The sequence below is a fragment of the Psychrobacillus sp. FSL W7-1493 genome, assembly GCF_038004905.1.
Lineage (GTDB): Bacteria > Bacillota > Bacilli > Bacillales_A > Planococcaceae > Psychrobacillus.
Genome location: NZ_JBBOSB010000001.1, coordinates 2,122,818 through 2,147,074, shown reverse-complemented (window position 1 = coordinate 2,147,074; position 24,257 = coordinate 2,122,818). Strand labels below are relative to the sequence as shown.

22 protein-coding genes and 1 riboswitch are annotated in these 24,257 nt (G+C 35.9%); of the genes, 18 read left to right on the top strand and 4 right to left on the bottom strand.

Annotated elements, in window-relative coordinates:
- Nucleotides 1–171 precede the first annotated feature (171 nt).
- The 5 genes from MKX96_RS10870 to MKX96_RS10850 all read left to right on the top strand — a co-directional run bounded on the left by MKX96_RS10870 (nucleotide 172) and on the right by MKX96_RS10850 (nucleotide 7,701).
- Complete coding sequence (locus MKX96_RS10870; RefSeq protein WP_169360104.1) at nucleotides 172–2,973, top strand: 2-oxoglutarate dehydrogenase E1 component; 2,802 nt, start codon at nucleotides 172–174, stop codon at nucleotides 2,971–2,973.
- Nucleotides 2,974–2,999: 26 nt separating this feature from the next.
- Nucleotides 3,000–4,241, top strand: a complete 1,242-nt coding sequence (gene odhB, locus MKX96_RS10865) for a 2-oxoglutarate dehydrogenase complex dihydrolipoyllysine-residue succinyltransferase (protein ID WP_169360103.1) — start codon at nucleotides 3,000–3,002, stop codon at nucleotides 4,239–4,241.
- A gap of 460 nt (nucleotides 4,242–4,701) precedes the next feature.
- Nucleotides 4,702–4,899 carry a DUF6501 family protein gene (locus tag MKX96_RS10860; RefSeq protein WP_169360102.1) on the top strand — a complete coding sequence of 66 codons (198 nt, stop codon included), beginning with the start codon at nucleotides 4,702–4,704 and terminating at the stop codon, nucleotides 4,897–4,899.
- Between the two features lie 48 nt (nucleotides 4,900–4,947).
- Nucleotides 4,948–5,811: an AAA family ATPase gene (locus tag MKX96_RS10855; RefSeq protein WP_445678190.1), complete on the top strand. Its 864-nt coding sequence runs from the start codon at nucleotides 4,948–4,950 to the stop codon at nucleotides 5,809–5,811.
- Between the two features lie 9 nt (nucleotides 5,812–5,820).
- Nucleotides 5,821–7,701 (top strand): vWA domain-containing protein, encoded by a 1,881-nt coding sequence (locus MKX96_RS10850; protein ID WP_340883625.1) that lies wholly within the window; start codon nucleotides 5,821–5,823, stop codon nucleotides 7,699–7,701.
- Nucleotides 7,702–8,186: 485 nt separating this feature from the next.
- Here the strand turns inward: MKX96_RS10850 and MKX96_RS10845 are convergent, their stop codons facing one another.
- On the bottom strand, nucleotides 8,187–9,383 hold the full coding sequence (locus MKX96_RS10845; RefSeq protein WP_169360100.1) for a toxic anion resistance protein: 1,197 nt from the start codon (nucleotides 9,381–9,383) through the stop codon (nucleotides 8,187–8,189).
- Nucleotides 9,361–10,032 carry a 5-bromo-4-chloroindolyl phosphate hydrolysis family protein gene (locus MKX96_RS10840; protein WP_251553186.1) on the bottom strand — a complete coding sequence of 224 codons (672 nt, stop codon included), beginning with the start codon at nucleotides 10,030–10,032 and terminating at the stop codon, nucleotides 9,361–9,363. The genes MKX96_RS10845 and MKX96_RS10840 overlap by 23 nt, the downstream gene beginning before the upstream one ends.
- Before the next feature lie 245 nt (nucleotides 10,033–10,277).
- Here MKX96_RS10840 and MKX96_RS10835 point away from each other — a divergent pair, with 245 nt between their 5' ends.
- From MKX96_RS10835 to MKX96_RS10820, 4 genes are all read left to right on the top strand, one after another.
- Nucleotides 10,278–10,553: a DUF1033 family protein gene (locus tag MKX96_RS10835; protein WP_340883622.1), complete on the top strand. Its 276-nt coding sequence runs from the start codon at nucleotides 10,278–10,280 to the stop codon at nucleotides 10,551–10,553.
- A 193-nt stretch (nucleotides 10,554–10,746) separates the two neighbouring features.
- Entirely contained in the window at nucleotides 10,747–10,947 is a 201-nt protein-coding gene (locus MKX96_RS10830) for a cold-shock protein (RefSeq protein ID WP_169360097.1), read from the top strand.
- Nucleotides 10,948–11,098: 151 nt separating this feature from the next.
- Complete coding sequence (locus MKX96_RS10825) at nucleotides 11,099–11,938, top strand: STAS domain-containing protein (protein ID WP_285841636.1); 840 nt, start codon at nucleotides 11,099–11,101, stop codon at nucleotides 11,936–11,938.
- A 174-nt stretch (nucleotides 11,939–12,112) separates the two neighbouring features.
- Entirely contained in the window at nucleotides 12,113–12,601 is a 489-nt protein-coding gene (locus MKX96_RS10820; RefSeq protein WP_169361409.1) for a YkvA family protein, read from the top strand.
- Between the two features lie 95 nt (nucleotides 12,602–12,696).
- On the opposite strand, the gene MKX96_RS10815 is transcribed toward MKX96_RS10820, so the two are convergent.
- Both MKX96_RS10815 and msrA read right to left on the bottom strand, forming a co-directional pair.
- Nucleotides 12,697–14,298, bottom strand: a complete 1,602-nt coding sequence (locus tag MKX96_RS10815; protein WP_169361410.1) for an ABC-F family ATP-binding cassette domain-containing protein — start codon at nucleotides 14,296–14,298, stop codon at nucleotides 12,697–12,699.
- Nucleotides 14,299–14,824: 526 nt separating this feature from the next.
- Nucleotides 14,825–15,346 (bottom strand): peptide-methionine (S)-S-oxide reductase MsrA, encoded by a 522-nt coding sequence (gene msrA / locus MKX96_RS10810; protein ID WP_251553184.1) that lies wholly within the window; start codon nucleotides 15,344–15,346, stop codon nucleotides 14,825–14,827.
- 175 nt (nucleotides 15,347–15,521) lie between these two features.
- Here msrA and MKX96_RS10805 point away from each other — a divergent pair, with 175 nt between their 5' ends.
- From MKX96_RS10805 to MKX96_RS10770, 9 genes are all read left to right on the top strand, one after another.
- Nucleotides 15,522–16,472, top strand: coding sequence for an LCP family protein (locus tag MKX96_RS10805; RefSeq protein WP_340883621.1), 951 nt, complete (start codon nucleotides 15,522–15,524; stop codon nucleotides 16,470–16,472).
- A 67-nt stretch (nucleotides 16,473–16,539) separates the two neighbouring features.
- A complete protein-coding gene (locus MKX96_RS10800) occupies nucleotides 16,540–17,736 on the top strand; it encodes an AI-2E family transporter (protein ID WP_340883620.1) in 1,197 nt (398 codons plus the stop codon).
- A gap of 5 nt (nucleotides 17,737–17,741) precedes the next feature.
- Nucleotides 17,742–18,137 (top strand): sporulation protein, encoded by a 396-nt coding sequence (locus MKX96_RS10795; protein ID WP_169361414.1) that lies wholly within the window; start codon nucleotides 17,742–17,744, stop codon nucleotides 18,135–18,137.
- Nucleotides 18,138–18,262: 125 nt separating this feature from the next.
- Complete coding sequence (locus MKX96_RS10790; protein WP_169361415.1) at nucleotides 18,263–18,490, top strand: hypothetical protein; 228 nt, start codon at nucleotides 18,263–18,265, stop codon at nucleotides 18,488–18,490.
- 54 nt (nucleotides 18,491–18,544) lie between these two features.
- Nucleotides 18,545–18,697, top strand: a complete 153-nt coding sequence (locus tag MKX96_RS19590; protein ID WP_445678189.1) for an RAxF-45 family protein — start codon at nucleotides 18,545–18,547, stop codon at nucleotides 18,695–18,697.
- Nucleotides 18,698–18,805: 108 nt separating this feature from the next.
- On the top strand, nucleotides 18,806–20,674 hold the full coding sequence (gene abc-f / locus MKX96_RS10785; RefSeq protein WP_445678188.1) for a ribosomal protection-like ABC-F family protein: 1,869 nt from the start codon (nucleotides 18,806–18,808) through the stop codon (nucleotides 20,672–20,674).
- 84 nt (nucleotides 20,675–20,758) lie between these two features.
- Nucleotides 20,759–20,862: riboswitch (SAM riboswitch) on the top strand.
- Between the two features lie 145 nt (nucleotides 20,863–21,007).
- A complete protein-coding gene (gene metA, locus MKX96_RS10780) occupies nucleotides 21,008–21,916 on the top strand; it encodes a homoserine O-acetyltransferase MetA (protein WP_340883619.1) in 909 nt (302 codons plus the stop codon).
- Nucleotides 21,917–22,369: 453 nt separating this feature from the next.
- Nucleotides 22,370–23,185 carry an adenosylmethionine decarboxylase gene (gene speD, locus MKX96_RS10775; protein WP_169361418.1) on the top strand — a complete coding sequence of 272 codons (816 nt, stop codon included), beginning with the start codon at nucleotides 22,370–22,372 and terminating at the stop codon, nucleotides 23,183–23,185.
- A 211-nt stretch (nucleotides 23,186–23,396) separates the two neighbouring features.
- Nucleotides 23,397–24,113, top strand: a complete 717-nt coding sequence (locus tag MKX96_RS10770; protein ID WP_298467855.1) for a DUF5694 domain-containing protein — start codon at nucleotides 23,397–23,399, stop codon at nucleotides 24,111–24,113.
- Nucleotides 24,114–24,257 lie beyond the last annotated feature (144 nt).

The window sequence follows — 24,257 nt, the reverse complement described above, 5'->3', positions numbered from 1 at the left end:
TCTTATACTTGGATTCTTGAATTCTTTAAGTCTCATGAAAAGAGTGGTAAACTATTAATGTGAAGATTTAAAGAATAAAAATGTACATCTTTCATTTTCAGGCTTTTGCACTTATTTTTATGCAAATTCATTAATGCCTATTGTGGCACAATATGTTGGAGGTTTTTTTAAATGTCGAACAATCAAACACCTTGGTCCATTTTCTCAGGACCCAATCTTGGTTATGTGATGGAGCAGTATGATTTATACCTTCAATCACCAGAAGAAGTGGATCAAGAACTAGTTAGCTTATTTGAAGAGTATGGGGCACCAGTTCTGGATACAACTACAAATGGTACAGGAGCTGCTTTACCAACTGTGGAATCCAACAACTTCGATAAAGTGATTCGTGCAATCGAGTTGGCTGATGCTATACGAGCTCACGGGCACTTATCTGCAGATATCTATCCTTTAAATGACAGAGAGAAAAATGATTCTCGAATCAATTTTAAGACTTACGGTCTAACTCCTGCTGATTTAAAAGAAGTTCCTGTAGCTTTTTTATTAGCTGATGCACCAAACACAGTTACCAACGGTTTAGAGGCAATTGAGTACTTAAAATCTGTTTATACGAATAAAATAGCTTTTGAGATTTCTCATATTGTGAATGTAGAAGAGAGAAAATGGTTACAGGGCAAGATTGAAAAAGGTGTTGTATTAGAAAACTTATCTGCTGATACAAAAAAGGAATTATTGAAACGTTTAACTCAAATTGAAGGTTTTGAGAAATTTATTCACCGTACGTTTGTGGGAGCAAAACGCTTCTCTATTGAAGGTTTAGATTCTTTAGTGGTTTTAATAGACGAGCTTGTTAGACAATCTAATATCACTAAAACAAAACAAGTAAACATTGGTATGGCCCACCGTGGACGTTTAAATGTACTAACACACGTTTTAAACAAGCCTTATGAAATGATGTTCGCAGAGTTTGCACACGTACCTTCTGAAGCTTTTCAACCAAAAGACGGCTCTTTAGAGCTTTCTGAGGGATGGTATGGTGATGTAAAATACCATAAAGGTGCTGCTTACCATTCTCCATCTGGATTAACGATTAAATTAGCATATAACCCTTCTCACTTAGAAGTAGTAAGTCCTGTAGTAACAGGGCAAACTCGTGCTGCTCAAGAAACAACGGATCAAGCAGGTTTGCCAGTTCAAGATAAAAATGCTGCTTATGCAATTTTAGTTCATGGAGATGCGGCTTTCCCTGGTCAAGGTATTGTCACAGAAGTGTTAAACTATAGTAGAGTAAGAGGCTTCCAAACTGGAGGTTCAATCCATATCATCGCAAATAATATGATCGGATTTACAACGGAGCATTACGATTCACGTTCTACTTTCTATTCTTCTGACCCAGCTAAAGGATACGAAGTTCCTGTTATTCATGTAAATGCAGATGATCCAGAGGCTGTTATCGGCGTAGCAAAACTTGCTCACGAATACCGTAACAAATTTGGTAAGGACATTGTTATTGACTTACTTGGTTATCGTAGATATGGCCACAATGAAATGGATGAGCCACTAGTGACTAATCCACAAATGTATCATATTATTCATAAACACCCGACTGTACGTAATATTTACGGACAAAAGTTAGTAAATGAAAACGTTATCCAAGAAGCCGAAGTGAAAAAACTGGATGAAACTATCTTCAGTGGAATGCAAGAAGCATACGATCGCGTGAAAGAGCTTCCACAGACAACTGCACATGAGATAATTATTCCTGATGCTGTATTACAGGGAATGCCTGAGCTACCTACTGGAGTTGAGGAAGGCAGACTGAAGAAAATCAATGAAGAATTATTAAGCTGGCCATCTGATTTCAAAGCGTTCAAAAAATTAGAGAAAATTTTAAAACGTAGAGAAGAGCCATTTAAAGGGAAAGGTAAAATCGACTGGGGTCATGCAGAAACACTTGCCCTAGCAACGATTATTCAGGAAGGGAACTCTGTTCGCTTAACTGGCCAAGATGCACAACGTGGTACATTCTCACATAGACACTTAGTGTTACATGATGAAAATACAGGTGCAGAACTTACACCAATTCACTATATTAGTGATGCAAAAGCTTCCTTTACCGTTCACAACAGTCCATTAACAGAAACAGCAGTGTTGGGCTATGAGTTCGGTTATAACTTGGAAGATGCTAATTCATTAACTATTTGGGAAGCCCAATACGGGGACTTCGCAAATATGGCGCAAGTTATGTTTGACAATTTTATCAGTTCGGCTCGATCTAAATGGGGATTGAAATCTGGACTTGTGATGCTATTACCGCATGGTTCAGAAGGTCAAGGCTCAGAGCACTCAAGTGCACGTCTAGAGCGTTATTTACAGCTTGCTGCAGAAAACAACTGGACAGTTGCGAATCTATCAAGTGCAGCAAACTATTTCCATATCCTTAGAAGACAAGCTAAAATGCTAAAAGAAGACGCAATTCGACCATTAATAATCGTTTCTCCTAAATCATTACTTCGTCATCCTTTAGTGGGTGCAGAGGTAGCAGATTTGACTGAAGGTAAGTTTGAGACTATTATTGAACAGCCTGGCTTAGGTCAACAACCTGACAAGGTTGAAAAAGTAGTCTTTGCAAGTGGTAAACTAGCAATTGACTTAGCAGACAAAGTGAAGAATGGAGAAGGATATGACTTCATGCATATCGTTCGCGTAGAGCAGCTATATCCATTCCCAGAAGAGAAAATTCAAACGATTGTAGATCGTTATCCAAATCTTAAACAAATTGTTTGGGCTCAAGAAGAAACAGAAAATATGGGCTCATGGAATTTTGCACTTCCATATTTACTGGATATTGCAAAAGGAAAAGATATTAAGTACGTAGGGCGAGTACATCGCTCAAGTCCTGCTGAAGGTGATATCGATACTTATAAAGTAGAGCAAGCAAGAATTATTGAAGAAGCATTGAAAAGCTTGTAAGAAAAGCAATAGAGGAGGAAAATCAAGTGGCAGAAATTATAGTTCCCGAATTAGCAGAATCAATTACAGAAGGTACCATTGCACAATGGTTAAAACAACCAGGTGATACAGTGGAAAAAGGCGAGTTTATCGTTGAGTTAGAAACAGATAAAGTAAATGTAGAGGTAATTTCAGAAGAAGCTGGAGTTGTTAGCGAATTACTATTTGCTGAAGGCGATACTGTACAAGTAGGCGAAGTAATTGCTATCGTAGGTGCAGGTTCAGGCGCACCAGCAGCTAAAGCTGAAACTAAGGAAGAACCGAAAGAAGAAAAAGCACCTGCAGTAAGTGGCAATAAAGCTGAAGAGGTAGCTAAAGCTAATGAAGACGCTTCTAAAGAACAAGACCGCACAATTGCTAGCCCAGCTGCTCGTAAGTTAGCTCGTGAAAAAGGTATTAATTTAAGCGAGATTTCTCCAGTAGATCCAATGGGACGCGTTCGAGTTCAAGATGTATCTGCTCACGGTTCTAAACCTGCAGCACCTAAAGCTGAAGCTTCAAAATCTGCAGCTCCAGTAAAAGAAGATGATGGACGCACAACTCGCGAGAAAATGTCACGTCGTCGTCAAACTATCGCTTCTCGTCTGTTAGAAGTTAGACAAAGCACAGCAATGTTAACAACATTTAATGAAATTGATATGACGAATGTAATGGCATTACGTTCTCGTAAAAAAGATAAATTCTTTGATGATAACGATGTACGTTTAGGATTCATGTCATTCTTTACTAAAGCTGTCGTTGCAGCATTGAAAAAATATCCTTACGTAAATTCTCAAATTGATGGAGATTATATTGTAAAAAATAATTTCTATGATATTGGTATCGCTGTATCTACAGAAGGCGGACTTGTAGTGCCAATCGTACGTGATGCAGACCGTAAAAACTTTGCAGAAATCGAAGGAGATATTGCTGGTCTTGCTAAAAAAGCTCGCGATAACAAGTTAGCTCTTTCAGACATGGCTGGTGGTTCTTTCACTATCACAAACGGTGGAGTATTCGGTTCACTATTATCAACACCAATTTTAAATGGTACACAGGTTGGTATTCTTGGAATGCACACAATCCAAAAACGTCCAATCGCTGTTGGAAATGAAGTTGAAATCCGTCCAATGATGTATGTGGCTCTTTCTTATGATCACCGTGTTATCGATGGAAAAGATTCAGTTGGATTCTTAAAAACAGTAAAAGAACTTCTTGAAAGCCCAGAAGACTTAATGTTAAATTCTTAATATATTTTTGAGGCTGGGTCAAAACCAACCTTAAAATCAAAAGCACCGAACGTTCTACGTTTACGTAGATTCGTCGGTGCTTTTTTTGTGTGCTTTAGGATTGTTTCCTATAGGGAGCAATTTAAGGTGAATCGCACATAAAGGGGGAGGAAGTGTTACCTAAAAGGGAGCGAATGTCACTTAAAGCGTAAAAGTACACCGAACCGTAGACCATGGACACCTAACCAAGTGGGAGCGCACCTAAATGGTGAAGAAGTGTCACCTAAAAGAGAGCGAATGCCACCTAAAGAGTAAATGTGCACCTAAACGTAGTCCATGGACACCTAAACCAAGTGCGAAACGCACCTATAGGAAGTAGAACTGTCACCTAAACCAGAGCAAGTGACACCTAAATACAGCAGTAACATGATTGAATTTTCATGAATTCAATCGTATACTATAGATAAAGGAAGTGGTTGAAATGATACATACTAATTGGGCTTTAAAGCCAACTACTAAGACAGTAACATGTATTCATACAGACGCTAAAAAATTCTTAGTTAGCAATGTATTGACTGTTGGAAAGACATACGAAGTAAAAAATGAAACAGAAGAATTTTTATTCGTCATTGATAATACCGGTAAGGTCGGCGGATACTACAAGGAATATTTTCAATAAAAAACTGATGAGCCTTCATCAGTTTTTTTTGTTAAGGAGGACAATAGCGTGATTGAGTTAATAAAAAATGAAAAAGAGCTAAGAACTAGCCGATTACACAGTGAGAAAGATATAGATCTGATTGGCACGGGAGGATATGTTTCGCCTATCGACCATTTATATGAAGATGTCCTAATAGCGGTTTCCTTAAAAAAACCTGTTTTATTAAAGGGGCCAACGGGAGCAGGAAAGACTAAGCTAGCTGAAACAGTGTCCCATTTTTTTTCACAGCCAATACAAAGTATCAACTGTTCTGTAGACCTAGATGCGGAAGCATTGCTTGGTTTTAAAACGATTGTCATTAAGGAAGGGACTAATGTGATTGAATTTGTAGATGGTCCTGTAGTTGAGGCGATGAAAAAGGGACATATTCTTTATATAGATGAAATAAACATGGCTAAGCCTGAAACCTTGCCAATTTTACATAGTGTATTAGATTACCGTCGTATGTTGACTAATCCATATACGGGTGAGGTTATTAAGGCACATCCTGATTTTTCTGTTATCGCAGCAATAAATGAAGGATATATTGGAACTACTCCTATGAATGAAGCTTTAAAAAATCGTTTTGTTTCTTTTTCTATTCCCTATATTACCGGAGAATTACTTGAAAAACTGTTTAACAATTTATTCCCAAATGCTCCTAAAGATCTTCATACTCTAATGCTTAACCTAGCAGAGGATTTAATGGCACAAGTGCAGCAAGGTCTTTTAGCAGAGGATGCTGCATCTATTCGGAGTCTCCAATATGCAATGGATTTAGCACAATATATGGATCCTTTAAGAGCAATTGAATATGCAATTGCTGAAAAGCTAGATGATGAGCAAGAGAAGAGACTCGTTTTAGAGCTTGCTTCCTCTTGGGTTAAGTGAGGCGGTATAATGTCTTCAGTAAATCGCTTTATACAATTTAACAACGAAACGATTGATGCTAGACAACTAATGCATTACGAGACAATTGCTCGTGCAATGACCAAAGACCTGGGAATTACTATTAATGAACGAAAGCTAATAGAATTCCAGCCGGAGGAGCAAACAATATCCATTAGTGTGTTTTGGAGACATCGAAGTGAAGAGGTGATGCATAAAGGGAGACTTTCAGACATCTATCTCTTAACCGAAGGGTTCTGGAAATGCTTTAGCATAGGCGCTTGGCTAGACTACTTAAAAGATAGAGATGACACTCTGTCTAAATTAATGGATCAACTAGTGTTTTGTCTTGAGGAATTTCGCCTTATGGAAAATATACAAAAAAGACGTATTGGTACAAGGAAAATCTTTATTGCAAGAGTGGAAACATATCTTGCCTTTCATAAGCAACAGTTAATTGTTAATCTTCAAAAAGGGTTTTTAGCAGATGCTTATATTAGTTACCTTTATATTAGTTTATATGAAGGTACAATTAATGCAAAAGGTCCTGAGTCGTTTGTTCAAACAAACAGCATGATTCAAAGAGTATACGATCACAGATCTACAAATGACTCTATTAATTTAGCGTATCAGCTTGTAAATTTTTTAAGGGAATATATTTCGACTGATTCAATTTTACAATTTTATGCGATTCTCTCTCCTAATACTTTAATGAATAAAGACTTTCATTATCATCAAGGCACGAAGGATTTTATTAAAGGTGAGGATGAAAGGAAAGACACAATCGAAGAAGTATTTAGATCCTGGCATAGAGAAAATGAACAGGAAAGCGGAGTCCATCTACAGTATGAGCTGGAACACGGAACAGATGGGAAAGCTGAACAAAATGTCAACGCTGAAGAAGGCCGAGAGGGTCATGACATTACGGAAACGGGTAGGGGACAATCGGCTGGGAATACGAAGGAAAATCTTTCGTCAGATCAAGTAGAGGATAAAATGGGAAGTACCAAGAAGGCAGGCAAGAGCTTTGGATACGAACATTTAAATGTGATATACGAAGAAAAGAGAATTGAAAGCATGCTCCATCCGCATACGAAATTAGAACTGCAGACAATCCGGCAGGAGCAAGCTCCCTTTGTTAAGGCCTTTGTCCATGAAATGAAAAAACGTATGGAACAAAAAAAGGTAGATAAGCGGACCAATTTATCAAAAGGTCGACTTTCTACTCGAATGACGTCTATATGGACAGAGGAAAGACCTAAGCCGTTCTACAAAAAAGATGCTCCAAGTACAAGACTCAACGCCGTATTTGGTTTACTGGTAGATGGGTCTGCATCTATGCAGGATAAAATGCCAGAGACCCAAAAGGCTGTTTTATTATTCCACGATGTACTAAGAGAATTAAACATTGCTCATGAAATCGTACTTCATTATGAAGATGCCTATGAGGCAACTGAAACTAGCCAGCCTAATACATTTGAATGGATTCATCGATTAGAAGATGGACAAAAGGATAGTGGCCAAAATATTTTGGCCATGGAAGCGCATGAGGATAACCGAGATGGATTTGCAATCCGTTGGATAGGCAAACGTTTAGAAACTAGACCAGAGACACATAAATTTCTACTTGTCTTCTCAGACGGAGAGCCCTCAGCTTTTGGCTATGCACAAAATGGTATTATGGATACTGCTGAGGCAGTATTGGAAGTCGAGCGAAAGCAGATTTCGATACTTCATTTATTTCTTAATGAAGAAGAGCCAACAGACGAACAAATTAACCTGTTCCAGCTCATCTTCGGTAAGAAAACAGCGACAGCTTCCTCTATGGAGAGGTTCTCAGATGAAACGTTGCGCTTACTGCGTAAAATGCTTCAGCATGTCGTAAAAAGCTAAGAAGAATAGTCAAACATTGTTTTATAAAGAGGCTACGTTAAAGGTTATGGTTGATTTATAATGCAAATAAATCTTAGATCAGAGAGTAGTATTGACTTTTCGCACCAGCCGGACGCTTTCCTCAGGGGAGCGGTAAGCCATCACCCATCGCTTACGCGTAGTTGTGATGTGTCTTATCTGTCTCACCCATCTCGTAGGAGTCGCCGTCTGGGCTCCAATCAATAAATGGGAACAGATTTAGCATCGATAAAGCGCTAATAAATTTACTCGGATAAACTAAGTTAAAAAAACTGTCACCAACCCCATTTTCACAATCTATTTATGTTCTTAATAGCCATTTAAAAGTTCCTTTGTTTAAAGAAGTAGGGAACACCAAATCATTTTAAAAATATAAACATTATCCTTTAACATAGCCAAATAATAAGACTGGAGTCAAACTCAAGATTCTGAGTTAGACTCCAGTCTTTATTTTATTGATATGCAATTTATGGTTGAACGGATCTGTTTTTAGATTGGTCAGCAATAAGAAGGAGACGTTGTTTTAGTTCTTCTTCCATTCGACCAATTTCAATTTCAGCAGCTTTTCGCTTAACTCTTCCATCTGCTTGAATACGCATTGTTTCCTCGATTGTTTGCAGAAGGTTTTCCTGTGTTTTCTTCAATGTATCGATTTCAACGATACCTCGCTCATTTTCTTTAGCTGTTTCAATACTATTCACTTTAAGCATTTCCGAGTTTTTCAATAGTAGGTCGTTAGTTGTTTTTGTAACTTGTCTTTGAGCTGCTACTGCTTTTTGTTGACGATTTAACGTTAAGGCAATCGCAATTTGGTTTTTCCATAATGGAATGGATGTCATGATAGAAGATTGTATTTTTTCAGCTAACGTTTGGTTTGTTTGTTGAATCATACGTATTTGTGGCGCACTTTGGATGGTAATCTGACGTGAAAGCTGTAGGTCATAAACTCGTTTTTCAAGTCGATCTACAAATTGGGCCATATCATTAACTTCCTGGTAAGCCATTTGGTCGTTTGACATTTCAGCTTTTCTTTTTAGTTCTGGTATCGTAACGTTGAGTATTTCATCTTTTTTTAGTTCAGCAGCTGCAATATAAACGTTTAATGCTTGAAAATATGTTTTGTTTTGATCATATAGCTTATCTAACATTTGAACATCCTCTACTAGACCACGTTTTGAATGCTCCAATTGAATGCCGATACGGTCGATTTGTGTACTAAGCTTTTGATATTTTGTCATCATTTCTTGAACAGATCTGTTTACACGATTAAAAAGCTTTTTAATACCACTTTTCTTTTCGTTTGAAAGCTCTTCAGGATTTAGCTCTGATAGTTTTTTCATTAAGTCGCCTAATATATCTCCAACTGGTCCGATATCTTTCTTTTGCACATGGTCCAGCATTTGATGTGAAAAGCGGGTAAGCTCTGTTTGAGCATTGGCTCCATATGTTAAGATCGCTTCATAATTACCAGCAGGTATTTGATCTGCTAGCTGCTTAGCTTTTTGTTTCTCTTCTTCCGATAAGCGATCAATTAATTTAGTTGGTAGCGCCTCATTTGCTTGTTTAGTTAATGTTTGAGGCTTTGTTTCATTTAGAGAAAATGGATTATTAAGTAGTTCGTCCATTAAAAGATCGTCTGTTTTATTCGAGATATTTTCGCTCATTTGTTGTCTCTCCTTTTAGATATAAAGGTTTTTCGTTTTTAGATACGGATAGTTTAGCAAAATCAAGTTCCATTCTTAAATGCTCCATATCACTAGCAAGAACATTTTTTAAGTCATCTTCCATGACAGAGTTAATGGATTCTAGTGTTTCACGAGTATCCTGCAAAGCAATTTTCATCTCTTTGTTCTTTGATGGCTGAGAAACTAAGAATGTATACTTAGATGTTAGCTCTACTGCCGAATCTAAATGAGCGTAGAAGAAGTTTTCAGCTTGGTAAAATTTCTTTGGGTTTGCTTTAACTAAGGCAATAATTCGTTTTGCTAATCTATTTAATTCGAAAAGCTGTTTAAAAGAGCTCACTGATCGTACTTTTAAATAATGGTTATTAAGTGTACGAACTTTTGCTGTTGCTTCCTTAATCTGCTTTCGAATATGAAAATACTCTGATGAAGTTAAATCATATTTCTTCATAATAGATCTCTGTTGAATTTTTTTGATAGCAAAATTAGAAGTTAGGTAGGTAACTACTGCTAACGCTGAGCTTACAAAAAAACCTAATTCAACTGGGAAGAAGAAAATTAGCCATGATGTAATCATGACAGGAACATTAATAATATGACGAATGACGGTTTGTATTACTTGTGTCATAGTCAAGACCTCCTTATATATACACTACATTATACGAACGAGAGAAAAGAAGGTTTCATATATGTCGAAATTAATGGGAGCATATTACCGTTTAATTTCTCTTTTATTTACTTTGATGTTATTTATAACTTAACGTAAATAGCAAATTTTTTCAATTTATTCAGTTTCAAAAGTCAAAAGAGTAGACATTTTCTTTGTGAGCAGTAAAATATGTATTAATAAAAAGTATTAGAGGCGATTACAATATGTATGAGGTTATTTATATGAAAGCAGACTATGAGCCGTGGTGGGCTTTTGAGGGCTGGGAAGAGTTTATAATGGAAAAAGCGGAATTTGATCAAGAGGACCAAGCTCGCTTATTTTTAGAAAAAAAACTAACCGAATTAAGAAGGAAGTTCCCAAAAGAAGAGATGAGAAACGATAAGTATTGGGCATTTTGGTCAGTAAAGGAACAATGTTATTGTGAGTCGTGTGAAGATGACTTACAAATTTTCCATGGAATCATATTTAATATCAAGTAAACGATTTAGAATAATGTAATTATTTGTTGACTAAATTTATCCAACTGCTATAATTTATAGTAACAATAAAGTATAAACCGGTTGAGCAATTCACATATCCCATGTAGTGATCGATGATGTGATGTCGGTACTTCATGGAATATGTGAATTTTTTAGTTTACATATTGTTAATTTTATTTTTGGAGGTAATAACATGAAACAAGGTACTGTAAAATGGTTTAATGCAGAAAAAGGATTTGGATTCATCGAAATTGAAGGAGAAAATGATGTATTCGTACACTTCTCTGCTATTCAAGGTGATGGCTTCAAATCACTTGAAGAAGGCCAAAGTGTAGAATTTGAAGTTGTAGAAGGAAATCGCGGGCCACAAGCTGCAAATGTAACAAAACTATAAGTAGGAAGCCCATCATTATGATGGGCTATTTTTTTTCCTAAAAATATATTAAACTCTAAAGAAAACACTATCTACATAGTGTTTAATATTCAAAGGATTTGGGTATAAGAATCGAGTGTTTAATTTTATTTAAATTATAGGGGGATGTCACTTGGAAAAACTATTATTAGACGGAGGAATTAAAGAATATTTCGAAGGTAACAAGGGGAAAGTCGAAGATAATCTTTTATCAGAGGCAGTAAATGTTAAAGATAAGATTAATGATATTTTAAGAGTTGGTGATATTGACCTTATCAACAATGCACATCATCTTATTAAAAACATTATCGAGGGTAATGATGAGGAGTTAGATCTATTTGCTAAACAAGAAGGAATTGCGTGGGCAACTCATTCTTTAACGCTTTCTTTTAAATTAGAATGGGTGCAAGCTATCCGTCGAACCATGTGGAGGTTTATAAAGGAATTGAATGATTCCGATCAAATGATGGACCTAGAGGACTTCTTTAAAATTGAAAAGCAGCTAAATAATAGAATTGACAACTTCTTAAACGAATTTTTTATTAATTATTCAACTTATAAAGATGCTTTGATATCCTCTCAGAAAAAAGTAGTTGAAACTTTATCTGTACCAATAATACCGATCACACCTTCCATTTGTATTTTACCTTTAATTGGATCAGTAGATACATATAGAACTTCAATTCTAGAAGAAAAAGTATTAACTGAAATTAGTAAACTCAGAATCCAAACTTTAATAATAGATTTATCAGGTATAGCAGAAATGGAGACAGAAGTAATAGAACATCTGTTAAAGACAATTTATGGTACATCAATGATGGGATGCCAAACAGTAATTACTGGTTTAAGACCTGAGGTTGTTCGACAAATGATTCGATTAGGCATGCTATTTGATAAAGATACAAGAACTTATGGCACATTACAGCAGGCTTTAAATGAATACTTGAAACTAGATAAAATGTATTTACAATAATAGCTATATTTATAAATAGATTTCACCAGTTTACTACTATGATTTTTTTTATAGTAAAGGGCTAATTATAAAACTAACTCTTTGAAGTGCTCATTAATATACTCGAATGAGTGCTATTTAAGTTTCTTTTTCCAAAATTTTTGGTATAGTGAGAACAAGAAAGGGGAGCTTTGTATGAATTTAGAGTTAAAAAAGGAATTACCTTCCTATGAGGAGCAACAAGACTTTTACACAAAACTACGTGCTAAAATAACGAAATATGTAGATTCCAAATCAAACAAGTTAGGTAAGTTTACTCCATACCTTCTTTTTGCTCCAGATTTTTTCCATTTACTTATAAAATCTATGCTAGATGATCGCATTGACGCAAAAAGTAAAACACTTATTGGTAGCGGTATCCTATACTTTATTACTCCAATTGATATATTACCCGAGGGCTTAATAGGACCAGGTGGATACATGGATGATATTATTGTTGCAGCATTTATTGTCAATATGCTTTTAAATAAGTTTTCCCCTGAAATCGTAGAAGAGCATTGGGCTGGAGAACATAAGCTGTTAGATACAATGAAAAAGGTATCGGAAACAAGTGATAGCTTGCTTGGGAAATTACCAGCACGTTCATTGCTAGGACGTTTTATAAAAACATCTAAGAAGGTGTAAGACTATACGTCTAACACCCTTTTTTATACGAAAAAAGTACCATGGGATATAAAAAAAAGGGTATCGTAAATATTTACGAATACCCTTTTTACGTATTATAATTTTTGAGATTCTTTCCATTCTAAGAATTCATCGTATGTCAGCTGTTTATCTAGAATAGAGCCGTCCTTGCGGATTTCGATTACACGATTTGCAATCGTTTGGATGAACTGATGGTCATGAGAAGTGAATATCATAGCGCCTTTGAACGCAATTAATCCATTATTCAATGCTTGGATGGATTCCAAGTCTAAATGGTTAGTAGGCTCATCTAGCAATAAAACATTACTTTCGGAAAGCATCATTTTAGAAAGCATACAACGAACTTTTTCTCCACCAGAAAGGACAGAAGGTTTCTTCTTCACTTCTTCCCCAGAGAAAAGCATACGTCCTAGGAAACCACGAAGGAATGTTTCACTTTCATCATCAGGTGAATATTGGCGTAACCAATCAACTAGTGAAGTTTCTGTACCGTTAAAGTATTTTGCATTGTCTAATGGGAAGTACGCACGAGATGTAGTTACACCCCAACGAATAGAGCCTTCTTGTGGCTCTTCCTCTTCTGCAAGCATACGAAGTAAAGCAGATTTAGCAAGCTCATCACCTAACAAGATAATTTTATCGTCTTTGTTCATAGTGAAGTTCATACCTGAGAATAGTTTTTCGTTCTCTAGCGAATAACCTAAATCTTGAACCTGTAATACGTCATTACCAATTTCACGCTTCATAGAGAAGTTCACATATGGATATTTACGAGAAGAAGGTCTAATATCATCTAGTTCAATCTTATCTAACATTTTTTTACGAGATGTTGCTTGCTTTGATTTAGATGCATTCGCACTAAAGCGAGCAATGAAGGCTTGTAGTTCTTTAATTTTTTCTTCTTTTTTACTATTTTGATCCTGAGCCATTTTAGTAGCAAGCTGGCTTGATTCATACCAGAAGTCATAGTTTCCTACATAAACTTGGATTTTGCTGAAATCTAGGTCTGCAATGTGTGTACATACTTTGTTTAAAAAGTGACGGTCATGCGAAACTACGATTACAGTATTTTCAAAGTTGATCAGGAAATCTTCTAGCCATTGAATTGCTTTGATATCTAAATGGTTGGTAGGCTCATCTAGTAAAAGTACATCTGGTTTGCCAAATAAAGCTTGAGCTAAAAGTACTTTTACTTTTTCTGACCCAGTTAATTCAGACAGTTTCTTTTGGTGCATGCTATCAGGAATACCTAGTCCTTGTAAAAGGATGGCTGCCTCTGATTCAGCTTCCCAACCGTTAAGGTCTGCAAATTCTCCTTCTAACTCAGCGGCACGCATACCATCTTCGTCAGAAAAGTCTTCCTTCATGTAAATTGCATTTTTTTCGTTCATTACTTCATATAAACGTTTATGACCCATGATCACTGTTTCAAGCACATTGTATTCTTCATACTCAAAGTGATTTTGCTTCAAAATCGCTAAGCGCTCATCTGGATTCATAATCACATTACCTTCTTGTGGCTCAATTTCCCCCGACAAGATTTTGATAAATGTAGATTTACCAGCTCCGTTTGCACCGATTAACCCATAACAGTTACCAGGTGTAAACTTTATATTTACATCTTCGAATAATTTACGATCACCAAATCGAAGACTTACATTACTTACTGCAATCATGCTATACCTCCTAAAATTCACAATGCTCTTATTATAGCACGGTGTTCAAACAAAAGCTATCAAACGTTGATTTGTTGGGCTTATATTAACCCTAATGGTGGGATATTTTAAAGGAAATTCCTAAAAATGTTGAAACCATCCAGCGTGTATTTAATGGAGAGAGATTATGGTAGATATTGATGGTTTTAAGATAGAAGTATGGCGTGGTGGATACAGTAATACTTTTAGTTACATCTATTATCTTTATTAATGATCACTTTATTCGGATGTTCTTCACTTGAAATTGAGCTGGTAGCATTCAATAGTCTTTCAGAATCTGAACAAGTTTTAATACCAACTTCACCCATGGGTTCTGTGATTTGATAAAGAAACCGTAGTTGGAAAAGGTTTTAATAATCATGAAGATAAAATAGTTGATGGCCAATCATTGGAAAGCAATGAACATGCCTACGAGTGTATGAACGACAGCAGTCCATACACCCATAGTTGTAGCATCTTACCTTGAAAATCTGACGTTAAGTTTAAATTATTTCTCCCAATGTTCTTCGATAAACTCCACGCGTCCTGATTGAGCAAGATCTTCTTTATAATGATCAGGACTTTTTTTATAGAAGTCTTGGTGATAGTCCTCTGCTTCGTAAAACGTTTCAGCATCTCGAATTACCGTAACAATCGGTTTGGAAAATTTACCGCTAGCCGCTAGCTGCTCTTTAGACTTTTCTGCGAGCATGCGTTGTTCTTCATTATATACGAATATTGCTGTCGTATAGCTTTCGCCTCGATCCTGGAATTGACCACCAGCATCCGTTGGATCTATTTGTTGCCAATATATTTCTAGTAGTTTCTCATAATCGAAGATAGAGGAGTCATACTGGATTTCTACCACCTCTAAATGACCTGAGTTACCTTTTTTCACTTGTTCATATGTGGGATTTTCGATATGACCACCCATATATCCTGATGTTACCTTATGTATGCCTTCCCAAGTATCAAACGGTTTTACCATGCACCAAAAACAGCCTCCTGCGAACGTAGCTCTTTCTATCATTTTTATATCCCTCCTATTATAGTAAAATGATTTTACCATTACTTTTCAAGTTGTACAAAATTCTGAAACCAACGCACTGTAAATACGTTATTATAAGAGTATGATATAAATATGGGAAACTAAATACGTGCACCATCAAAACAGCATCTATGAAGAGCTCAAGGGGAGATTTAATATGACTGAAGAAAGAAATACAGAAAGACGATATAAACCGAAAAAAAAACTACGGAAAGGAAGAGTATTCCTTACTGTTCTGTTACTAGCTGGGTTAACAATTGGTATTTACTCATTTTTACAATATCGGGAAGGCTATAATTTAGCTAATGAAACAAAAGTAAAACAGGATATTGACTTTGAAGGGGATGCTTGGTCAAAAGGTGAACGAGAAAATATTCTAGTCCTTGGAGCAGATTCCGGAGCGGGAGGGAAAGAGAGATCCCGAACAGATACAATGATGGTCATTTCTTGGGATAAAGAAAAAAATGACGTTAAAGTCATTTCATTTATGCGAGATATTTATGCGGATATACCTAACTACAAGTCTTATAAGCTTAATACAGCCTATTATTTAGACGGAGTGCCATTATTGCAGGCAACTCTTCAGAATATGTTTGATATACCTATCCATCATTATGCATTAATAGATTTTAGAAGCTTTGAATCATTGGTAGATATTCTCGCTCCTGAAGGAATTACAATGGATGTAGAGAAGGATATGTCTGAAAAAATTGGAGTTTCACTTACAAAAGGTGAACAACAGCTCAATGGACAGGAAATACTTGGTTATGCACGATTCCGAGCCGACGGAGAAGGTGATTTTGGAAGGGTTGCCCGTCAACAAAAAGTAATGGAAGCATTAAAGGACGAGGTAATCTCCATACAAAATGTTTCTAATGTACCCAAATTTATAGGTGCAGCTGAAGGATATATTCAAACAGACTATTCACGTAAGGATAAAGTTATTCGAGTCATGGATGCTATAGTTAGTGGAAAACTAGAAATGGATAAAATGACTGTCCCTGTACCAGGAAGCTATTACGATAAGAACTATAGTCACGCAGGAGATGTTTTAGTGATTGACGAGGATCAGAATAGAAAGGCCATAGAAGATTTTTTAGGGGAATAGGACTTTTAAATTTGCGATAAAATTTATTCATTCGTAAAATTAAGTTAGGAAAGGATGTTATGTAAAATTGGAACCTGAAAAACCTTCTTTTTTCTCAACTAGATACATAAAATTTTTAGGTGGTCGTAATACTATATTTACGCTTATACTGCTTTTAATGATTGGCTTAATTATCATGATTTATGATGAAATTTCCTTCATATTTGTCCCATTAACCGTTTTTCTAGGGAATGTCATCCTACCAATCATATTAGCAGTCATCATCTATTATTTACTTAGACCAATATTGCGTATGCTAGAAAAAATTAAAGTTAAACGAGTGATTGGTATACTACTCATCTTCTTAGCTTTAGTTGGTATTATTACCTTATTAGTTTTCTTAGTGTTTCCATTTTTAAAAGCTCAATTTTTTAAATTGGCAGAAGAGCTTCCAGGTTATTTTATAGAAGTCTTAACCCGCTTAGATTCATTCTTGAGAACGAACTCTCTTATAAGCACGTACTATTTGCAAATAGAAACAGATGTTGCTAATCTTCTGTATGATTTACCGAAGGAGCTAGGTGCATTTTTCCAGGAAACCTTTACAGGAATTGCAACAGGAATTTCCTCTGTTATCGGTATATTAACTAGCTTTATACTGGCAATCGTTACTGTTCCTTTTATCTTATTCTATCTTTTAAAGGATGGGGAAAAGCTTCCTGCTTATGTACTAAAAATTTTTCCACCCCGCATGAGAGATGACATAAAGTCGGTTTTTTCTAGCATCGATAAGCAGATCAGCTCGTATATTCAGGGTCAAATTCTTGTCTCTATGTGTATAGGTATTATGATCTTTATTGGTTTCACCATCATTGGGATGGATTATGCATTATTGTTGGGTGTTATAGCAATGGTTACGAGCGTTGTTCCATACTTAGGTCCAGTTATAGCGATAACTCCGGCTGCAATTATTGCCTTAGTTACCTCTCCTTTCATGCTTATCAAACTTGCAGTAGTCTGGACAATTGTTCAGTTAATTGAAGGGAAGTTTATATCGCCACAAATTATGGGCAAATCATTGCATGTGCATCCGATTACAATAATTTTTGTATTGATTACTTCTGGTGCGATGTTCGGAGTTCCTGGAGTAATTTTGGGGATACCTGGCTATGCTATTTTAAAAGTTATCGTTTCCCATTTTTACACAATGTTTAAAAAGAGGTACAATAAATTTGAACCAATTGTTGAAAAACACTATGAGTACACAAATAACAAGGTGGAATGAGAATAATGGCCAAAAAATTCAACTCCAGTATTGAAGTGAAATCCATAAAGATTGATACTGTGGTGGATCATCCTTATATTGAACATGGGATCAATCTTTCAGGTACGATTTATATTGATGGAGTTCATGACTATGAGCAAATCGAGAATATTAAGTTAGAAGTCTTTAAAGTGATTAATGGAGAAGCTCCCAAAGTTGTTTCCAAGCATTCTATAGAACTGGTAGGCACAGTAGCTTCAAAGGATATGCAAATGATTCCTTTTGAAATCATGCCAGATGAAAGATGGCTTCCAGATGGTGCAGAGGAAATGACAACGCTTATATTGAGAACGACTGTATTGTTTGAAAATGGCTCTGAATATAACGATGAAGATGAGATACATTTCGACATTGAAGAATAATTAGCAAAAAGACCAGCATTTTTAATGCTGGTTTTTTTGTGGATAAAATGATTGGATTGGTCCATTCTATGTGAAAAGGAATTGCAGCTTGTCATTTTTAGTTGCAGTATCAAAAGGAGTATGACATGAAAAAAATTATAGCTATATTGATTTTTACTTTGTTGCCCTTGAGTGCCTGCGGTGAAGACCGCACATCCAATGAACTTCCACCGCCTGAAATCATTGATAATAATAGGCAAAATTATGGGCCTGAGTCAGGAAATGCAGAAGTAAATAAAGAAAACGATGCAGGAATGCCAAATACGAATGAGTTAAATGATCCTGGCTTAGAGGGATTAGAAGGTTACGAATAAATAAAAATTCACATTGTACTAAATAATGGAATATGTTAAAATAATCTTACATTAATGGACGGAGGTGAAGGAAGAATGAAAAACACTGTGAATGCACATGGATTTATATTGGAGTTTTTATCCACATCATGTGCGATTACTCATGGATTTGCTACTAACGGGACCAGTCTGTCCTTTTTTAGACAATTACATGAAATTCACAGCTGATAAGCCATTCTTTCTGAACCACATTAGAAGACTGCTCGCTTATTCGAGCAGTCTTTTTGTATGCAGAAAAATGCTTCCAGCAATAATTTGGAGAGGAAGCGAAACATAATGATATGCAAAATACAGGAAATAAGTAAAATGCTTGGTGGTAATCTTATATTTGAGGATCTGTCTTTAGATATTAAAATGGGGGACAAATTAGGAATAGTTGGACGAAATGGGAGTGGGAAAACAACGCTATTTAAGCTAATAGCGGGTATTGAAAAACCTGATCATGGAATTATCACTTTTAAAAAGGGAGCGAAAATAGGTTATTTAGCCCAAATTCCTACTTTTTCAGAAAGCGTTAAAGGAAAAGACCTGTTATACGATGCTTTCGAGGATACTATGCTACTACAGAAAAAGATGAGTATACTTGAAAAAGAACTAGCAGAGGTAAATGCTGAGGTAATGGAAAAACTTCTAAAGCAGTATGGAGACATACAAGAAAAATTCACGTTACAGGGCGGATATACGATTGATTCCGAAATTGATAAAGTAGTTGAAGGGCTACAACTAGGTGGTTTTGTAGAACAGCCATTTTCAAGTTTAAGTGGTGGAGAGCAAACGAAAATAATGCTTGGACAGCTACTATTAACCAAGCCAGACCTTTTACTGTTGGATGAGCCGACTAATCATTTGGATTTGTTTGCAATAGAGTGGTTAGAGGAGTATTTAGTTAGTTATACAGGTACAGTTGTTATTATTTCACATGACCGATATTTTTTAGATAAGGTAGTTACAAAAGTTGCAGATCTTGAGGATGGTATGCTTACGAAATATCATGGTAATTATTCTTCTTTTTTAATCGAAAAGGAAGAAAAACTTACTCGTGAATTTCAACAGTATGAGGAGCAACAAAAAAAGATAAAGAAAATGAGAGAAGCAATAAAGAGGTTAAGGATTTGGGCTAACCAAGCAGTTCCTCCAAATGCGAGTTTACACCGTCAGGCGAGGAATATGGAACGGGCATTAGAGCGGATGGAAAAGGTTCGTAAACCTCTAATAGATCCTAAGAAAATGAGTCTATCTTTTGACGCGGCACCCCGAAGCGGAAAAGAAGTTGTCATAATGGAAGAGGCTTTCAAAAGCTTTGGTGAAAAAATGTTATTAAACAGTGCAGAGCTTCATGTATATTGGAAGGACCGTCTTGCAATCGTTGGTAGGAATGGAACGGGTAAAACTACCATTTTGAATATTCTTAGAGGAGTAGAGTTAATAGATTCGGGTGAAGCTCGATTTGGTAGTAATGTGCGCCATGGATATCTTTCTCAACATTTCGAAATAACAGATCCAAAAGCTCGCTTAATAGATATTTTTAGAGCAGAAGTAAATGTGGCAGAAGGAGAGGCTCGACACATTTTAGCGAAGTTTATGTTCTATGGGGCGGATGTTTTTAAAAGAATTGCTGATTTAAGCGGAGGAGAAAGAATGCGACTCCGTCTTGCTCAGCTAATGCATCAAGACATAAATTGTCTCATATTAGATGAGCCAACGAATCATCTTGATATTGATTCACGAGAAGTATTAGAGGAAGCGCTAGATGATTTTACAGGGACTATTATTGCTGTATCTCACGATAGATATTTTCTAAATAAACTATTTCCAAGGACTGCTTGGCTAGAGCATGGCGAGCTTACCACATTTGAAGGCCCTTACGAATGGGCAAGGGAAAAATGGAATGAGTTTTGCTCGAAAGAAAATACTAGGAAAGAAATAATCAATCAGCCATTAAAAGAAGCAATACCTGCCAAACAACAAAAGGAAATTCCTTTGGAAAAGCGAATAAGTGAGCTCGAAAATGTTATAGGTGAGCTAACTAAACAAATTAGCATAGAGAATGATTGGGAAAATTATGAGGCATTAAGCTTGGAAAAACTTCGGGTAGAGGAGCAATTGGAGCAATTATTGGAGAAATGGCTAGATTTAGCAGAATGACCCGAATACTTTTCAAAATGGGTTGATATAAGTAATAGAGCGTGCTAATATAACTTATTAACGAATAATTTAAATAATTTAATATTCTTATCAAGAGAAGTGGAGGGATTAGGCCCTGTGATACTTCGGCAACCTCTGTTGTACAGAAAGGTGCTAATTCCTAACAAGACGATCTTGGAAGATAAGAGCTAGTTAGCAAATTCCTGCCTCTCTTTTCTTACATGGAAAGAGAGGTATTTATTTTAATAATTGCCTTGCTCCTGTTCGATTTCCTACTTAGTTTGAGGCGAAATCACAGGTGCTCTTGCACATTTCATTGGGAGGGGAAAGTCATTGCCTATCAATATTCCGAAACAATTACCTGCAGCTAAGCTGTTAAAAGAAGAGAAAATTTTTCTCATGGATCAAGAGCGTGCTTACAAGCAGGACATCCGTCCACTTAACATTATTATTTTTAATCTAATGCCTGAGAAGGAAAAAACGGAGCTTCAGCTATTAAGGCTTCTGGGGAATACCCCAATACAAGTGAATATAACCTTTATGAATACAGCGACGCATGAATCCAAGAATGCCAGCAAAACCCATTTGGATACTTTCTACACGACATTTGATCAAATAAGAGAAAAAAAGTTTGATGGGATGATTATCACTGGTGCTCCAGTAGAACAGTTGCTATTTGAGGAGGTCGATTACTGGAATGAAATGAAGGAAATAATGGAATGGTCTAAATCAAATGTTACCTCCACCTTACATATTTGTTGGGGCGCGCAGGCTGCACTGTATTATCATTTTGGTATAGATAAATTCACACTTTCTCGTAAATGCTCGGGAGTGTATCGGCATATATTAACTGACCAAGTGGAGAATTTAATAAGAGGATTTAATGAAGAGTTTAATGCTCCCGTATCTCGTTACACTTCTGTATCTGAAGAAGAAATAGAAAAGCATGAGCGACTAACTATTTTATCCACTTCGGAGGAAGCAGGTGTGTTTCTTGTAAAATCGAACGACAATAAAATGGTGATGGTCACTGGTCATTTAGAGTATGATGCGCACACATTAGCAGAGGAATATCATAGAGACATAACTAAAGGAATAGATATTGAGATGCCCAAATACTATTTCCCAAATAATAATCCCTCTAATAAGCCATTAAATACATGGAGGGCACATACACATTTATTATTTTCTAATTGGTTGAATTACTATGTTTATCAGGCTACTCCTTATAACTGGGAGTAAATAGAAAAATTATATATGAGTCAATTTCATAAAAAGCATTTTAAAGATTAAAAGTGAACATTATATATATTGATTGCAGCGGAGGGCGGCGACGTAAGCAGGGATGAGTGAGACAGATAAAAACGTTACAACCACGTGCGAAAGCGATGGGTGATGGCTTATCACTCACGCCACGGAAAGCGTCCGCGATATGAGCGAAAGTCAATTCTACTTTATTATTAAAAATCATATAAATTTTATTGTTCTCTTTTAATTGTTCGTGTTTTTCTATAAAAACAGGAATCTTGAAATTGACACATATAAACTCCTGTTTTAATATTCAGGAGTTTTTTATTGATTTTAGTTTTATTTATTCAAATATTAGGGAAGACAAAATTGAAGAGACATTGTATTTTGTTGATACACATATCTATAAAAGTATGATTTTCAATTATTGGAAGTGGGGTTATGTCTATGAGTTTGACACCAAAACAAAGAATCGAGTTACATGGTTTTAATAATCTGACGAAAACACTAAGCTTTAATATGTATGATATTTGTTATACAAGGACGAAGGAAGAAAGGGAAAAATATATTGAATACATTGATGAGCAATATAACGCTGAGCGTCTAACCAATATATTAACAAAAGTGTCCGAAATTATAGAAGCGAATATTTTAAACATAGCGCAACAGGACTACGAGCCCCAGGGTGCAAGTGTGACCATTTTAGTGTCAGAAGGACCCGTGGATCAAACACCGATAGAATCATTTAAGCAATCCCCTGGGCCTATACCAGAGGTCGTTCTTGGTCATCTAGACAAAAGTCATATTACCGTTCATACGTATCCTGAATATCATCCAGATGAAGGGATTAGTACGTTTCGAGCAGACATAGACATTTCGACTTGCGGAGAAATATCGCCCTTAAAAGCTCTAAACTATCTAATACATTCCTTCGAAACCGATGTAATGGTCATGGATTACCGAGTGAGGGGATTCACGAGAGACGTGAAGGGTCATAAATTATTCATTGACCACGATATTAATTCCATTCAAAATTATATTCCGAATGCCTTGCAGGAATATTACCATATGATTGATGTGAATGTTTATCAGGAAAATATTTTTCATACCAAATGTAAGCTGAAACAATTTGATTTGAATAACTACCTCTTTGGTTACAAGGAAGACGAGCTATCCAATGAAGAGAAAATCTCTATCACCAAAAAGCTTAAAACAGAAATGGATGAAATTTTTTACGCCAAAAACATGACACGAACCGAATAATATTAAGCTCTAAGTATCATGTTAAATCGTTCAAAATGAAGATAAAATCATCTAGAATAGCAGAGCAATTCGCATAGAATTTGCTCTGTTTTTTATTTTTCGTCTTCTTACCTTTATTCCTTTATATGGGAAAATAATAGAAAATTATGTTAACTCGGCGAGGTGTTAATGAAATTAATTTTAACCTATTGGGAGAGGATGATAATTAAAAATGACCAAAATCATGGTATTAGGGACATTTCATATGGGAAATACTTCTGATTTATACAGTGTAGACACGGATAACTTACGATCTACTAAAAGGCAAGAGGAGATAAGAAAAGTTGTAGATGCTATAAAAGAATTCCATCCTAACAAAATTGCATTAGAAGTTGAAAAAGAAAAAAATCACTTATTAAACGAAGAGTATCATCAATATTTAAATAATGAACTAGAGCTAGCAATAGATGAAATACATCAGTTTGGTTTTCGAGCGGCAGCGGAGTTAAAACACGAAGAGGTATATGCGATAGATTGGATAGAGAACGTTGGAAATCGATCAATCGGAGAAGTTCTGAATTGGGTAGAAAAAGAACAAACAGAGGTTTTTCAATTAATAGATACTTATCGTTCTAAGCTCATACTCCCACTAGGTGAAAAAAGGATAGATGAGCTAATTAGAAGCCTAAACGAAGAGAAATACATAAAAAAGCAACATGAAATGTATATGCATATTGCTCGTATAGGTCGGGGGAGCGACTATGTGGGGATTGATTGGATGAGATGGTGGTACCAACGGAATCTTATTTTGTTTGCAAACCTCGCTGAAATCTCCTCTTCGAATGATCGGGTACTTTTGATAATAGGAGCAGCTCATGTCCATTTGGTAGCTCAATTTTTAAAAGAAAGTGGACTATTTGAAATTGTTTCGGTTAGTGAGTTTCTTTAGATTTGTATTAATGTTTTATCGTTTACCCCCCATGGAAAAATTCCGGTAAGATTGTAAGCCAATTCTACTTCAGTATTAAAAAGCTATTGTTCTTGGTTTTCTACAAAAACGGTAATTATAAACATGAATTAAATATGATTGGTA